We start from the raw sequence: 16,650 nt of genomic DNA on the forward strand, positions 1-16,650 counted from the left end.
ATTTTTTATATAAAATAACGTAAAATGAATGAGGTAAATTGAAATCGTCACGTTACCAAAATTTATTACAAACCTTATCTATCAATAATTTCAAAGAACGAAATTTAATTTTTATGGTACACTAATGTTTAAAATTATCAAATAACAAATTATTTGCATCAATAGCATTACTGCTTTTCGCATTTTTTCCGCCCTTCTTTCAGTTGTCATTATCGTTTATGACCGATGTGCCTTTTGTATCATTGAGCATAATAGGAATATGGTTCGCCATTAGATTTTTTGAAAGAAGAAAATCAACCGATTATTTTTTGTTTGTTCTATTTTCGTTTTTGACGATATTTTGCAGACAGGTTGGAATTATTGTTCCTATTGCATTTGCATTAATGTGGCTGTTTGAAAACAAAAAAACATTTAAAAATTTTTTATCGGCAGTTTTTCCTGTATTACTGCTTCTAATACTATTAAAAACTTTCAAATTCTATCTGCTCGAAACAAATAATCTTCCTGCAAATTATAATCTGAAACTTGGAATACTCCAAAAAATAATCAGCAATCCTGATATAAAAGATTTTAAGAGAATGGTTTTTTACATTGTAACTTCTTTTACTGAAATCGGATTTTTCTTATTGCCAATTATCATTGCCATGTATAATATTTTGTGTAAAAAATAAAATATTTTCAAAATTAAATATCGCAATATTATTTTGTTCGACTGTTTTTGTAATATTATTAAACGTTTCACGATTAAAACTTACAGGAAATATTTTCCCGTTTCCCGGAAATCAATTTTACAATTTTGGACTGGGACCCATATTATTAAAAGATGTTGAAATACTTAAATTAAATCATTTATCGCAATTACCGGATGCTTTCTGGTTTTTGATTTCAACTATCGGACTTTTAAATATGACTGCAATTGTTGATATATCATGTATTTTGATAAATGATATTATTAAAAAGAAAAATACTGATGATTCAAAAAAAATAATTTTTCTTTGTTTATTTTTCACTATTATTTTTTTGCTTTATTTCACGCTGATGATTGCGGTTTGTACATTTGACAGATATTTAATATTTCTTATTCCGATAGTAGTTTTTATTTTATTGATTTCCTTAAATAATTTTTCAGTCAATCTTAGGAAAAATATTTTTATTCCGATGTTAATCGTTTTTTCAACAATTTGCTTTTCTATTGCCGCAACACACGATTATTTGGCTTTAAATCGCACAAGATGGAATGCAATAAATTATATTTTAAAAACCGAAAAAGTTTCACGCTGCGAAATTGACGGCGGACTGGAATATAACGCATGGTATTGTTACAAATATTCTTTTAATCCTGTTAAAAATAAATCATACTGGTGGGTTGAAAATGATAAATATATTATAAGTTGTGGAGAAATTAAAGATTATGCTTTTTATAAAGTTTTTACTTATAAAAAAATAATTCCTTATGGAAAAGCATATTTATATGTTTTGAAAAAAGAGAATAAAAAAGTTATAAATTAGCATGTCGAATTATTTAAAAACAATCTTTTTACAAAATACATTTATGAATATTTTCAGGAAACATAAAAAATTATTTTATCCTTTTTTAATACTTATTTTTTTATTGATTACTGCCGGAGTTACCAGAAATAAAGAAATTTCAAATATAACTTTCGGAAATAAAAAAATAGTTGCCGATACATCAAAGTTTATAAACGATTTATTAAATTCAAATTTAAAAGGATTTGACAGTATTCTGAAACGTCCCGATAAATATGAAGTACAGATAATTTATACTCAAATCAATCGTGATAAATCAAATAAGCCGTCATTTAAACAATATTCATACCGTTTAAATTCAAACGAATATTTTAATCCTGCAAGTTTAGTGAAATTGCCTACGCTTTGCACCACTTTTGAGAAACTTAATAATTTGAAAATTGAAGGACTTTCAAAATATTCACGTTTAAAAATTTTAAGTTCTCATAAATGTCAGGTTGCAGTTGAAAAAGATACTTCCTCTGCCGGCGGATTTCCAAGCATTGCAAATTATGCAAAAAAAATTCTTCTTATAAGCGATAATGATGCGTATTCGCGGTTATACGAATTTTTAGGTCAGGAGTATCTTAATAAACGGCTCTGGAATATGGGTTATCCGAATGCACTGATAATACAGCGTTTTGCTTTTTGCGGATATGACGATAACAGATTTACAAATCCTTTTATTTTTTTCAACGATAAAGGCGATACAATTTATAAACAACAAATGGTTGAAAGTTCACTGAAATTAAGTAATCCGTTAGGTATTGTAAAAAAAGGAAAAGGATACATAAACGGTAGTAATAAATTAGTTAATGAACCTTGTGATTTTACTTATTCAAATAATTTATGTCTTGAAGATATAAACAATATTTTACTCTCCGTAATATTTCCTGAAGTTACTCCGCAGAATAAAAAATTCAACCTAACAAATGATGATTATAATTTCTTGTATAAATACATGTCAATGCTGCCAAAAGAATCCGTTCATCCTACTTATAAAAACGATTCGCTATACTGGAATAGTTTGAAAAAATATTTTATCTATGGCGACAAGAAAAAAATTGACGATTACAGCAATTTAAAATCATTCAATATTGTTGGTCAGGCATTTGGTTATTTATCTGACTGCGCTTATATTGTGGATTTCGATAATAAAATAGAATTTATTCTTTCGGCAGTTATATATGTAAATGAAGACCAAATTTTCAATGATAACAAATATGAATATTTTACAATAGGATTGCCATTTCTGGCGAACGTAGGAAAAGTGTTTTATAATTACGAATTGAAAAGAAAAAAGGCATATTTGCCGAATCTGGAAAAGTTTAAAGATTTGTAATTTAAATTGATAAAAAAATCTGTTTGTTTTAGGAGCACTCACTTTTCATTAAAGAATTAACTAAACTATATAAATGAAAAAAATAATAAGAACAAATCAGGCGCCACAACCTGTCGGTATATATAGCCAAGCTGTATTAGCAAGTGGTTTTTTATTTGTTTCAGGTCAGATAGCAATTAATCCGTCAACGGGCAAAGTTGAAACTAAAGATATAAAAGAGCAAACCAAACAAATTATGGAGAATATAAGACATATTCTGAAACAAGCGAATATGGACTTTTCAAATATAGTTAAAGCAACTATATTTCTAACGGAAATGAGTAACTTTTCTCTTGTTAATGAAATTTACGGTAGCTATTTTACTTCCGATTTTCCTGCAAGAGAAATTGCTCAGGTCTGCAAATTGCCTTTAGGTGTTGATATAGAGATTTCGGTAATTGCTTGTCAATGATATTTTTTATTCAACCGTAACTGATTTGGCAAGATTTCGTGGCTGGTCAACATTGCAACCTCTCATAACTGCAATATAATATGAAAGAAGCTGCAAGGGAATTGTTGCTACAAGAGGAGTAAGAACTTCATCGGTATCCGGAATTTCAATAATATAATCGGCGAGGTCTTTAACTGTTTTATCGCCTTCTGTAATTATTGCAATTAAAATACCTTTCCTTGCTTTTATTTCCTGTATGTTACTTATAATTTTTTCATAAGTTCCTTTTTTGGTAGCAACAACAACAACAGGCATTTCCTTATCTATAAGTGCTATTGGTCCGTGCTTCATTTCAGCAGCAGGATATCCTTCGGCATGTATGTATGATATTTCCTTTAGTTTTAAAGCTCCTTCCAAAGCAACAGGAAAATTATATCCTCTTCCGAGATAAAGGAAATTCCTTGAATCTTCAAATATTTCAGCGATTGCTCTGATTTTTTCACTTGTTTTAAGTGTTTCTTCAACTTTTGCTGGAATAATATTAAGCTCATTAATAATCTGATGAAATCTCGATTTTGAAATTGTTCCTTTTTTCTGAGCAATCATCAACGCCATAAGAGTGAGAATAGTAACCTGTGCAGTAAATGCCTTTGTTGAAGCGACACCTATTTCGGGTCCGGCGTGAGTATATGAACCGGCATGCACGGCTCTTGCAATTGAAGAACCAACAACATTGCAGATACCGATTATTGTTGCTCCTTTTGATTTTGCAAGTTCGATTGCAGCAAGAGTATCGGCAGTTTCACCCGATTGGGAAATAGCAATAACCACATCATTTTCATAAATTACAGGGTTTCTGTATCTGAATTCCGATGCGTATTCAACTTCAACAGGAATTCTTGCAAGGTCTTCAAATAAGTATTCTCCTACTAATCCTGCATGCCATGATGTTCCGCATGCAATAATAATAATTCTGTTTGCACTTAAAAATTTTTGTTCATAATCAATAATTCCCCCAAGTGAAACAATTCCGCTTTCAACATTAAGTCGCCCTCTCATGCTGTCTCTTATTGAACGCGGCTGCTCATATATTTCTTTTAACATAAAATGTTCGTATCCTCCTTTTTCCAATGCTTGCAAGCTCATTTCGAGTTTCTGAACATAAGGAGTTTTGTCTTTGTTTTTTGTGGTTTTTATCTTCAGCCCTGTTTTTATATTAACAATTGCTATTTCTTCATCTTCTAAATAAACAACATTTTTAGTGTATTCAACAATAGGAGTAGCATCAGAAGCAAAAAAATATTCATCTTTCCCGAGACCCACAACCAATGGACTTCCCTTTTTAGCAGCAATCAATTCATCAGGATTGTCTTTATTTAATATAACAATTGCGTACGCTCCTATAACTTCATTTAAAGCAATCTGAACGGCTTCTATAATGTCAACATTTTCATTTATCTGAATATCTTCAATTAAATGTATCAAAACTTCCGTATCTGTGTCGCTGCTGAATATAAACCCGCGTTTGACAAGTTCTTCCTTGAGAGGAGCATAATTTTCAATAATACCATTATGGATTATTGCGAGATTTTTTGATAACGAATAATGCGGGTGAGCATTTGCATCGTTAGGTTCTCCATGGGTTGCCCATCGGGTATGTGCTATTCCAACATTACCTTTTTTATTTTTATCTTTCATCAAATTTTCCAAATCGGTAACTTTTCCTTTAGTTTTATAAAGATTAAGTTCCCCATTCAGAAGAGCTATTCCTGCACTGTCATATCCCCTGTATTCAAGTCGTTTCAATCCTTTAATCAGAATATTGTATGCATTCTGTTGTCCAATATATGCAAAAATTCCACACATAATTTTGTGGTTTTATTTTCTAGATATTTTCGTGATTTTCTTTTACAAAGCTAAAAAAATAAATTAAAAAGAAGAGATTAAAGTTTTGTATAAATTATTGAAAGTTTCATTTTTCCTGCTGGATTTTGTCCGGCTTTTATTACTGTCCGGTTTGCAGTAACTCCGGCACCATAAGTTATCATATATAATCCGAATTGCTTGATTTTATTTTGTAATAAATATTGAACGTGCCGGCTGATATTGAATTTATATTGTTTTGCCGTTGCATCATAGGTGCCGCCAAAAAAACCATCGCCTCCGGTTTGGTCTTTTAAAAAATATGTCTTTCCTATTGAATCAATACCAATCAAAGCAAGTTGTGATGAGGGAGCATATTTGTCGGTAAAAGTATTAATATCTTCAACGTTTATTGATAACTCGGCACTATTGATGGTTATATTTTTAATTTTAGCCCAGTTCATAATGTTCGGAAAAATTATTTTTGTTTTTATACCTGCCATTGCTTGAATGTATGCCAGAGTTCCTACATATTTCGGAGTATGAGAAATCGACTTTAAAGTATCGGTAGCATTTGTATAATCATGAGTAAAATAATTATAATTGGCACAATTATAATCAATAGGAATTGTATAAGTTTTGGGCGTATTGCCATATTTGTAATACAAAATTATTCCCGAAAGAAAAGTAGTAGAATTATTACTCAAGTATAAAATGGTTCCTGTATTATTAATTGTAATAGGATCAGTTTTAATATATAAACCTTTAAAAAATTCTAGAAATTTAGTGTTGTCTGATAGCTGGTCATTAGTGGCATTCAATAACTTTCGCCCTAAAATAGTATCTAATTTTAATCTCAAATGCGGAGAAACTTTTATTCCTCCGACAGTAATACTATCAGTAATTTTAGGAGTCAATGTTATGTTTGCAAGGTCATCGATACCATTATAAGCAAGTGATTTATTTGAATAATATGCGCTGTCCAAATGCATATCATCAGTAAGTTCATATACGTGAAAAGTTAAAGGAGTAATAGGGGTAGTTGTATCACGATAATAGCCACCGTATTTAAAAGCAAGTACAACAGAATCTATTTTTAGAGAATCAGTATCTCCGAAACTAACATTTGATGTAGACAAACGAAACTGAGAATAAAAGCTTGCGGAACTTTGTCCGAATATCTGGTCACTGTAACTTCCGAGCAGGTTGCTCGACAAATGGTCGGTTCGGAATGAATCTTCTTTTACAATATAAACATCAACTTTTGATGTATCGCATCTTACAACATTTGGTTTATCGTTCGGGGGTTGTATTTCGAGACCAATTGTATTGGGTTCTTTACAGGAAAACAGAAATAAAAAAAAAGTAGCAACAATTAATAATAAACCTCTTTTAAAAAGAAAAACTATAAAAATAAAGTTTTTTAATAAAAAGGAATTATTCCACAAGTGACATTTCGTCAACAAAAATCTCATCATAAAATTCGGAATAAACATCAATATAATCATCACCTGATTGGTAAGGTAAAACGGGTTTATCTGTAACACTCAGATAAGCTTCTATGTTGGAATTTATATTTTCACTTCCTTTTATTACAGCATCTGAAAATTTAATAGCGGCTTTTGTCAAGCTTTCATAAGTTGTTTTGTTGTATAATTTCAGATGTTTTTGTTCAATACCTTCAACAAGAAGTTTCTTTTCAAAATTTTTCCCGAAAATACTATCAAATTCGTCGTCATATACCGAATAGATAACTTTTGAATCGGAAAATATAGGATTGTCTTTTAATGCTGTTTTGATATAAAGAGGTATTAAACTTGTCATCCATCCGTGACAATGGATAATATCGGGAGACCAACCTAATTTTTTAACAGTTTCCAAAACTCCTCTGCAAAAAAACACACAACGTTCGTCATTGTCCTTGAAAAATTTTCCGCTTTTGTCAGCTAATGTATATTTTCTTTGAAAATAATCTTCATTATCAATAAAATAAACCTGCATCCGTGCAAGTTGTATTGAGGCAACTTTAATTATCAAGGGGTGGTCGGTTTCGTCAATTATTAAATTCATACCCGATAAACGAATTACTTCATGAAGCTGGTTTCTTCTTTCATTTATACTTCCGAAACGAGGCATAAATGTTCTGATTTCATTACCTTTCTCCTGAATCCCTTGAGGAAGATGGCGTCCTATGTTTGATAAATGACTTTCCTCAAGATATGGGGTTATTTCTTGAAATACGAAGAGAACTTTAGCTTTTTTCATATATCGGGTTAAATGTAGTATGCAAAGATACAATTTTTTTTAACTAAAATCAAATTTACTTTCATACAAAAACATATATTTTTTGTTTAATGTTATCTACATGCTGAATGATAGCAGATTGCAGTTATTTATTTAATATTTAATATTTTATTGGCATATTAGAATATTTTTCGGAAATTTGCTTTTAGTAAAATTAATATTAATAACGCTATATTATAATTTTTTATGATAGACGATAAGAAAATTATTTTTTCGATGGTAGGGGTAAGCAAAATTTATCCACCTCATAAGCAAGTACTTAAAAACATTTATTTGTCATTTTATTATGGGGCAAAAATTGGAATAATTGGGTTAAATGGTTCGGGTAAGTCAACTTTATTGAAAATAATTGCTGGAGTGGAAAAATCTTTTGACGGCAAGATTGTTTTTTCACCCGGATATTCAATCGGATATTTGGAACAGGAACCTGTTATTGATGATAATAAAACAGTAAAAGAAATTGTTCAGGAAGGAGTTCAGGAAGTTGTTAATCTGCTTAAAGAGTATGAGGACATAAACAATAAATTTGCCGAACCCATGAACGATGAAGAAATGAATAAACTTATAGAACGGCAAGGTCAGCTTACAGAGCTACTTGAACAGCATGATGCATGGGAACTTGATAATAAACTCGAAAGAGCAATGGATGCACTTCGTTGTCCTGAAAGCAATTCTTTAATTAAAAATCTTTCGGGGGGCGAGAAAAGGCGTGTAGCTCTTTGCAGATTGCTTTTGAAAGAACCCGATATTCTTTTACTTGATGAGCCAACAAATCATCTCGATGCCGAGTCGGTTCAGTGGCTCGAACAACACTTGCAGCAATATAAAGGTACTGTTATTGCAATCACTCATGACAGATATTTTCTTGATAATGTAGCTGGCTGGATTCTTGAACTCGACAGAGGCGAAGGCATTCCATGGCAGGGAAATTATTCGTCGTGGCTTGAGCAAAAATCAAACAGGTTGGCTCAGGAAGAAAAAACTGAAAGTAAAAGAAGAAAAACTCTTGAACGCGAACTTGAATGGGTGAGATTGTCGCCCAAAGGACGCCATGCAAAAGGGAAAGCCCGTTTATCGGCTTATGATAAACTTTTAAATGAAGATGTAAAACAAAAAGAAGAACGGCTGGAATTATTTATTCCAAATGGTCCGCGGCTTGGCAATAACGTTATTGAAGCAAAAGATGTTTCAAAAGCATTCGATGAAAAATTATTATTTGAGGAATTGAATTTTATGTTGCCGCCTGCCGGAATAGTTGGTATTATTGGTCCTAACGGGGCAGGAAAAACAACATTGTTCCGTCTTATAATAGGTTCTGAAAAAACCGATAAAGGTGAATTCAAAGTCGGAGAAACCGTTAAAATAGGATATATTGACCAGAGTCATACTGCTATTGACCCTGAAAAAACAGTTTGGCAGGTTATTTCGGGTGAGAATGAAATTATTCAGATGGGAGGAAGAGCAATAAATTCACGTGCTTACGTTGCACGATTTAATTTCAGCGGTGCTGACCAGGAAAAGAAATGCGGAGTTTTATCGGGCGGTGAAAGAAATCGTTTGCATTTGGCAATGACTTTAAAAGAAGAAGCAAATGTTTTATTACTCGACGAACCAACGAATGATATTGATATTAATACGCTTCGTGCATTGGAAGAAGGATTGGAAAATTTTGCGGGTTGCGCTGTAATAATTTCGCACGACAGATGGTTTTTAGACAGGGTTTGTACACATATTCTTGCTTTTGAAGGAAACTCACAGGTTTATTATTTTGAGGGTTCTTATTCGGAATATGAGGAAAACCGCAAAAAACGTATCGGCGACGAAGAACCGAAAAGAATAAGATATAAAAAGCTTGTAAATTAGTTGTCGGTTGTTAATTTCTAAAATTTCTGTGGTTTTCTTCCCATTGATTTTGCCATAAAATTGCAGATTCTGAAAATCAATCTTGCTCCTGCATTTCCGTCCCAGTCATTATTTTCAGATGGAGCGACTTCACACAAATCAAAACCGATAATTTTTTTATTTGCTTCAACAATTTTATTTAGTAAATATATTGCCTGTTCAAATTCCATTCCTCCGGGAACAGGAGTTCCGGTATTTGGACAAAGCATAGGATTTAAACCGTCAATATCGAAACTCAGATAAATATTTTCGGGAAGTTCTTTTATTATTTTATTGCAAATGCTGTTCCAAGTTTTACCTTTGTATAATTCCGATTTTATTGCTTCATCGGTATAACATATTATTCTTCCTTTTGATTTTTTAATTATTTCAGATTCATCTTCACAATAATCCCTCACAGAAACCTGAACAAGTTTTTTTACCTCTTTGCATTTTATAGCATTGTTCATTGATGATGCATGTGAAAATTCAAAACCTTCATAAGCAACACGTAAATCGGCATGAGCATCAATCTGCAGAATTCCGAAAGAATTATATTTTTCTGAGATAGCTTTAATCAACCCGAGAGAAACGCTGTGTTCTCCGCCAATAATTCCGACAAGTTTATTTTTATTCAAAAATTTTAATGATTGTTCTTTTACCCATTCATTTAATTTTTTGCTCCATTCATTAATTTCATTTTTTATCCGAATGAGTTGTTTGTTATTTTCAATTTCTTTACCAGAAGCTAATTTGCTAATGTAAAATTCCGATTTTTTTCTCAACTCATTATTTTTATTTTTCCAGTATTCAGGAATTTCATTCATAAAAACGCCCATTTTCCAAGCATTTTTGAAAATGGGGTCATAAAAATCAAGTTGAGGAGAAACTTTTAGAATTGCGCCAGGTCCTTCTGATGTTCCCGCCCTGTATGATGTTGTTACGTCCCATGGAACAGAAATTAATATGATTTGCGCATTATCTTCGGTATAAGGAAATCCAAAAATATTATTATTGGTTTTTCCAATATCGTTAGGATTATATTTTTTTATTGAATCCATTTTTTTGTAAAAGTAATAAGTTTCAGGCAAAAAAAAAGCTCCAATAAAGGAGCTTTTTTTGAACACTTCGAGCTAAATTTACTTAACTGATGTTGCAAGTTCGCTACCAGCTTTGAATTTAACCACTTTTTTAGCAGCGATTTTAATTTCTTTGCCAGTCTGTGGATTTCTTCCTTTTCTTGCAGCTCTCTTAGCTACTGAGAAAGATCCAAAACCTACTAATGCTACTCTTTCACCTTTTTTTAAAGTTTTTGAAGTAGATGTGATGAAAGCATCAAGAGCTTTCCTTGCATCAGCTTTTGTTAATTTTGCTGTTGCACTAATTGCGTCGATTAATTCAGCTTTGTTCATTTTTTAACTGTTTTAAGTTAGTAATTAATAAATTATCAACGCAAATTTACTACATTCTTAGATAAAAGCAAATTTTTTTCGTTTTTTTTTGCGAAATTGTTGATAACTGCCCCTTTTGTTAATAACTTGTTCTGCAATACCCCCCAATTAACCCTTTTGTGTATTTAAAAGCATGAATATCATATAAACAAATCGTTATATAATGATATACCTCTACGTTCCTTGCCGAGACAGGAACGTAGAAAATTCAAATTTCCCATTTTTCATTAATACAAAAGCCTCTTAAAAATTCTTTTGTACTCATTGGTTTTTTTGATGCCTGCTGTATCATTCTGATATCAATGAATCCATCTTTCACTGCAATTTTCAAATAATTTTTTCCATCGGTTATTATTTTTCCTGGATTATATGAATGTTCCTGAACTTCCTTCTCTGCCATGAGTATCCTAAAGTAAAATTTTTGCTCATCGGGAGAAATAAATTCTGTCCATGCAGCAGGGTAGCTGCTCAAACCCCTTATAAAGTCATGTGTTGCATCAACCGAATTAGTCCAATTTATTTTACAATCTTTTTTAAAAATTTTTGGTGCTGGCTTTAAATTTTTTATTTCTTCGGCAACGCCTGATTGTTCAATGGTTTTGAAACTATAGTTTTCAATTGCGCGAACTGTTTTTAAAACAAGTTCTGCTCCCATTATTTTTAATCTGTCGTGAAGCTCGCTCGCTGTCTCGTTTTTCCCGATTAAAGTTTCTTCTTGAAAAATTATTTTTCCTGTATCAATATTTTCATTAATAAAAAAAGTAGTAACTCCCGTTTTTTTCTCACCATTAATTATTGCCCAATTAATAGGAGCTGCACCACGATATTGGGGTAGAAGCGAAGCATGAAGATTGAATGTTCCGTATTCAGGAAGTTTCCAAACAGCTTCAGGAAGCATACGAAACGCTACCACAATTTGAAGATTTACTTTTAAATCGGTAAGTTGATTAATAAAATCGGGACTTTTTAAGCTTTCGGGTTGAAGAAGATTAAGATTTTTTTCAAGTGCGTATTTTTTAATTTCGCACATGCCAAGTTGTAATCCTCTTCCGCATTCTTTATCGGTGCTGGCAACCACACCAACTACAGTATAATTATTTTTTAAAAGTATATCTAATGAAGGAACTGCAAATTCAGGAGTTCCCATAAATACGATGCGCAAATCACGTTTCATGTTTTAAAATAATAATTTCCAATTTTTAGTTGTTAGAATTTTTTTATACCTTGTTACTTATGCTTTATTGCTAAATTGTCAAATTGTTTAATTGTTAAAAATATTAGCTGATTATGTTTTTATACAATATTACTAATTTTTCATTATTCAGTATTAATTAATTTTCCTTGCCATGTACTTCTTTCTTCCATTCTTTTTTCTATCATTTGTAAAATCCGGTCGGTTCGTAATGTTCCGAAATTCGGTACTGCAATCATTCGCGGTGGAACTTCACTTGTAAATCTTTCAATTTTAATTTCGGGATTTAACATTTCAATAAAATCAATAATAAAATCAATGTATTCACCAAGTCCGAAAAAAATAAAATTTTCGGGATTATTTTTATACTCTTCCGCGATTTGGGTGTTTTTTAATATTTGCAATTGATGAAATTTTATAGAATGTACCGGAAGTTTTGAAATTATTTCTGCTTCTTTCAGCATTTCATTTCTTGTTTCGCCGGGCAATCCGAATATTAAGTGTATTCCAGTATTTATTTTTCTCTTCGCAGTTTTTTCAATTGCCTCAACAGATTTTTCGAAAGTGTGCCCGCGGCTTATTTTTTCAAGAGTTTTGTTGTAACATGATTCTACGCCGTATTCAACAGTTATGAAATATTTTTCATTCAGCTTTTGAAGATAATCTAGTTTTTCATCATCAATGCAATCAGGTCGTGTACCTATTGATAATCCTATAACTCCTTCATGGCTTAATGCTTCTTCATAAAGTTTTTTTAATTTTTCGAGTGAAGAGTATGTATTTGAGTATGCCTGAAAATATGCAATATAATTGCTTGTTCTGCGGTAACGAACAGCTAAAAATTCTATTCCTTCATTTAATTGTTGCGTAATTGGTTTATTTGAATTGCAATAGGAAGGATTAAAACCATCGTTGTTGCAATAAATGCAGCCACCCGCTCCAATTGTCCCGTCTCTGTTGGGACAAGTAAAGCCGGCATCAAGTGATACTTTCTGCAATCTGCTGCCGAATGTTTTCACGCACCAGTTTGTATAAGCATTGAAGCGACGGTTATTTCCCCAAGTGTATTTTTCTTTTTGCATTTTTTCTTTTATTGATTAGTAATATATATGAAATAAATTCCTATTTTTAAATAAAAAATGGAATTGTTGATTTGGTATAGTAGTCCATCCCGCACCTGCGGGATTAAACTTTGTGAACTTTGTGTAAACCGTAGTGTCCTTTGTGGTTAAAAAAATATAACCACAAAGAGCACAAAGAAAATTACACGAAGAACACTAAGAAATATATTTGATTAACAATATCAAAAGTATAATTTTAATTATGATTTTATTATATACTTATTACTTATTCACAAACTAATGCATTTAATATTGGAATTTTATATCTACAATTAGTTTAATTTTATTGATTAATTTAGTATTTTAAAGCTTATAAAACCATATATGAATTTTAGATGTTTTTAAACGAATTCTAAAAAAACACCAACAAATACTAAAAAGTTTGTAGCGAATTCTAAAGAGCATTTGACACGTAATATTTTTTTGTTTTATTTTTGTTGATTTATTTAAATAAAAATAAAGTTTGGAAAATATAATTATTAGATTTAAAAAATATGAGTTCATTTTGAGATTGTTAAATATATTTGTAGATTTGAATCTTTATTATTTTGCAACAAAGAATATATAAATTATTATAAGTTTAACCCCCTTACTAGATATGAAAAAATACATATACATTATTTTTCTTGTAGTTTGTAAATCATTTGTTTTTTCACAAACATATACAGTTCCGTATTCCGGAACTAATTCCGTAACCACTTGTTCGGGGACTGTTTACGACCATGCTGGAACTTCGCAATATAGCAATGGTGCTGATGGCACTTTAACAATTTATCCACAAACAGCTGGCTCTTATATTAGCTTATCATTTTCTTCTTTTTCTACAGAATCGGGATTTGATTATTTATATATATATGACGGAACATCCACTTCGGCATCATTATTAGGCTCTTGGTGTGGCACAAATAATCCTGGAAATGTTTATGCCACAAATACTTCGGGTGCATTGACTTTACGATTTTATTCTGATGGAAGTGGTGTATATGACGGATTTGCAGCTACAATCTCTTGCGTAACATCAGCATCACAAGCAGATTTAATAATTCAAACACCCAGCGTAAACACTACAAGTATTGTAGCTGGTAACTCAACAAGTGCAAGTTTTACTTTAAAAAATCAGGGAGTAGTAACAGCATCTTCAAATTACACGGGATTTTATCTTTCAACAAATAATGTTTGGGATGCAAGTGATACATATTTAGGGAGCTATTCGGCTTCATCATTAGGTGCGGGACAAACACATACCTATTATCCAACTATAACAATACCTTCATCAGTTTCTATTGGAAGTTATTATATATTGTTTTATGCAGATTATTCAAAAGTTATAAATGAAGGAAATGAAAATAATAATGTTAGCGCTGTTCCTATAATGGTTGTTGCACCAGCTGTTGATTTATATGTTAATAATACATCTGTTTCTAATAACACATTATCGGCAGGTTCAGCTTTTTCAGCGTATGGATACGTATATAACCAAGGTAACATTACGGCTCCTTCAAGTTCTCTGGGCTTTTATCTTTCTACCGATTTAGTATTCGACGCTTCGGATGTTTACCTTTCCAGTACAAATACAGGTACCATTAGTGTGGGCAGTTATTATTATGCATCAACATCACTAACAATCCCTACAGGAACAGCTTCCGGTAATTATTACATACTTTATGTTGCTGATTATCCCAAAGCCATTACTGAGTTAAACGAGAATAATAACATTAATGCTGTTGGAATAACTGTTTCGGCATCTGGAGGGAATGACCTGTCTGTAATTATTTCAACAGCAACTCCCTCAACTGTCGCTTCCGGTTCAAGTTTATCTGTTTCATTCACTGCTCTTAATCAAAGTTACCAGAGTATTTCTACTTCTTTGGGGGTTTATCTTTCTACAGATTCTATTTTGGATGCTTCGGATACCTATTTATCTTATTATTCTACCGGTTCAATTTCGGCTCATAATTTTTATAGCAGTTCAACATCCGTTACAATTCCTTCTTCTACTACATCTGGCAGATATTACATTATATCTTATATTGATTACACAAATATTATTAATGAAACAAATGAAATTAATAATATTTATGCTACGCCTATCACCGTTGCACCTCCTGTAATTGATTTATTAATTCAATCTCCCGTGGTATCTCCTACAACAACAACTCCTGGTGCTTCAGTTTCTGTGAATTGCTACATTTATAATTCGGGGACAACAAATAGTCCTTCCAGTAATGTTGGTTTCTATTTATCTATCGATACGATATTTGATGCAAGCGATGTTTATCTTGGTTCTTATTCAGGAGGGACTTTGTCTGCGGGAGCTTCAAGTTCCAGAAATACAAGTGTAACTATTCCATCAGGCACTACTCCCGAAAATTATTACGTACTTTATTATGCTGATTATACTAACCAGGTTGTCGAATCTAATGAAACAAATAATGTAAAATATCTTGCTATAACAGTTGCTGCATCATATATTGATTTAACAATAACAATCCCAAGCAATCCCGCGAATGCTTCTGCGGGGAATAGCATTAATGTTTCATGTAATATTTATAACTCCGGCAATTCTTCGGCAACATACAGTAGTGTTGGCTTTTATCTTTCCACAGACAGCATTTTTAATGCAAGCGATGTTTATCTTGGTTCTTATTCAGGAGGAACTTTAGCTGCGGGAGCTTCAAGTTCCAGAAATACAAGTGTAACTATTCCATCAGGCACTGCATTTGGAAATTATTACATACTTTATTATGCTGATTATACCAGCCAAGTTGTCGAATCCAATGAAACAAATAATGTAAAATATGTTGCTATAACAATTGCTCCCCCTTATATTGATTTAACAATAACAAGTCCAGGTAATCCTGGTAGTGTTGTTGCAGGGAATAGCATAACAGCTTCGTGTTATATTTTTAACAATGGCACATCTTCGGCAGCATATAGTAATGTTGGCTTTTATCTTTCTACAGACAGCATTTTTAATGCAAGCGATGTTTATCTTGGTTCTTATTCAGGAGGAACTTTATCTGCGGGAGCTTCAAGCTCCAGAAATACAAGTGTAACTATTCCATCGGGCACTACTTCGGGAAATTATTACATGCTTTATTATGCCGATTATGCAAATCAAGTGAATGAATCCAATGAAACAAATAATGTAAAATATATTGCTATAACAATTGCTTCCCCCTTTATTGATTTAACAATAACAAGTCCAAGTAATCCTGGTAGTGCTTCTGCGGGGAATAGTATTAATGTTTTATGTAATATTTATAACTCCGGCAATTCTTCGGCAACATATAGCAGTGTTGGCTTATATCTTTCTACAGATAGTATTTTTGATGCAAATGATGTTTATCTTGGTTCTTATTCAGGAGGAACTTTGTCTGCGGGGACTTCAAGTTCCAGAAATACAAGTGTAACTATTCCATCAGGCACTGCTTTTGGAAATTATTACATAATTTATTATGCCGATTATGCTAACCAAGTTGTCGAATCTAATGAAACAAATAATATAAAATATATTGCTATAATAATTGCTCCCCACT

At 31.9% G+C, this 16,650-nt stretch carries 12 protein-coding genes and 1 pseudogene; 6 read left to right on the forward strand and 7 right to left on the reverse strand.

The annotated features are described in order from the left end of the window. Positions 1-155: 155 nt before the first annotated feature. From WC223_12685 to WC223_12700, 4 genes and pseudogenes are all read left to right on the forward strand, one after another. Positions 156-671, forward strand: a pseudogene (locus WC223_12685) (glycosyltransferase family 39 protein). After that, positions 640-1,509 carry a hypothetical protein gene (locus WC223_12690; protein ID MFA6925094.1) on the forward strand — a complete coding sequence of 290 codons (870 nt, stop codon included), beginning with the start codon at positions 640-642 and terminating at the stop codon, positions 1,507-1,509. The pseudogene WC223_12685 and the gene WC223_12690 overlap by 32 nt, the downstream one beginning before the upstream one ends. Before the next feature lie 43 nt (positions 1,510-1,552). Then, the gene (locus WC223_12695; protein ID MFA6925095.1) at positions 1,553-2,869 is read left to right on the forward strand and encodes a serine hydrolase; all 1,317 of its coding nucleotides are present in this window, start codon (positions 1,553-1,555) and stop codon (positions 2,867-2,869) included. A 73-nt stretch (positions 2,870-2,942) separates the two neighbouring features. Continuing rightward, positions 2,943-3,320 (forward strand): Rid family detoxifying hydrolase, encoded by a 378-nt coding sequence (locus tag WC223_12700; GenBank protein MFA6925096.1) that lies wholly within the window; start codon positions 2,943-2,945, stop codon positions 3,318-3,320. Positions 3,321-3,326: 6 nt separating this feature from the next. Here WC223_12700 and glmS read toward each other — a convergent pair whose 3' ends face one another. The 3 genes from glmS to WC223_12715 form a co-directional block, all read right to left on the reverse strand. Further along, on the reverse strand, positions 3,327-5,165 hold the full coding sequence (gene glmS / locus WC223_12705; protein ID MFA6925097.1) for a glutamine--fructose-6-phosphate transaminase (isomerizing): 1,839 nt from the start codon (positions 5,163-5,165) through the stop codon (positions 3,327-3,329). A gap of 77 nt (positions 5,166-5,242) precedes the next feature. Then, a complete protein-coding gene (locus tag WC223_12710) occupies positions 5,243-6,640 on the reverse strand; it encodes a DUF4270 domain-containing protein (protein ID MFA6925098.1) in 1,398 nt (465 codons plus the stop codon). Further along, positions 6,600-7,427, reverse strand: coding sequence for a glycogen/starch synthase (locus WC223_12715; GenBank protein MFA6925099.1), 828 nt, complete (start codon positions 7,425-7,427; stop codon positions 6,600-6,602). Before WC223_12715 ends, WC223_12710 begins: the two co-directional genes overlap by 41 nt. 225 nt (positions 7,428-7,652) lie before the next feature. Between WC223_12715 and ettA the strand changes: the two genes are divergently transcribed. Continuing rightward, positions 7,653-9,329 carry an energy-dependent translational throttle protein EttA gene (gene ettA, locus WC223_12720; GenBank protein MFA6925100.1) on the forward strand — a complete coding sequence of 559 codons (1,677 nt, stop codon included), beginning with the start codon at positions 7,653-7,655 and terminating at the stop codon, positions 9,327-9,329. A 17-nt stretch (positions 9,330-9,346) separates the two neighbouring features. On the opposite strand, the gene WC223_12725 is transcribed toward ettA, so the two are convergent. The 4 genes from WC223_12725 to WC223_12740 form a co-directional block, all read right to left on the reverse strand. Next, complete coding sequence (locus WC223_12725; GenBank protein ID MFA6925101.1) at positions 9,347-10,408, reverse strand: agmatinase family protein; 1,062 nt, start codon at positions 10,406-10,408, stop codon at positions 9,347-9,349. Positions 10,409-10,486: 78 nt separating this feature from the next. After that, positions 10,487-10,759 carry an HU family DNA-binding protein gene (locus WC223_12730; protein MFA6925102.1) on the reverse strand — a complete coding sequence of 91 codons (273 nt, stop codon included), beginning with the start codon at positions 10,757-10,759 and terminating at the stop codon, positions 10,487-10,489. Positions 10,760-11,006: 247 nt separating this feature from the next. Beyond that, positions 11,007-11,972, reverse strand: a complete 966-nt coding sequence (fmt, locus tag WC223_12735; protein MFA6925103.1) for a methionyl-tRNA formyltransferase — start codon at positions 11,970-11,972, stop codon at positions 11,007-11,009. A 143-nt stretch (positions 11,973-12,115) separates the two neighbouring features. Continuing rightward, positions 12,116-13,072, reverse strand: coding sequence for a TIGR01212 family radical SAM protein (locus WC223_12740; GenBank protein ID MFA6925104.1), 957 nt, complete (start codon positions 13,070-13,072; stop codon positions 12,116-12,118). 637 nt (positions 13,073-13,709) lie between these two features. On the opposite strand from WC223_12740, the gene WC223_12745 reads away from it, so the two are divergent. Then, the coding region (locus WC223_12745; protein ID MFA6925105.1) for a CARDB domain-containing protein at positions 13,710-16,650 on the forward strand (2,941 nt) is incomplete at its 3' end.

It is taken from the genome of Bacteroidales bacterium (genome assembly GCA_041671145.1).
In the GTDB taxonomy this organism is placed as follows: domain Bacteria; phylum Bacteroidota; class Bacteroidia; order Bacteroidales; family JAHJDW01; genus JAQUPB01.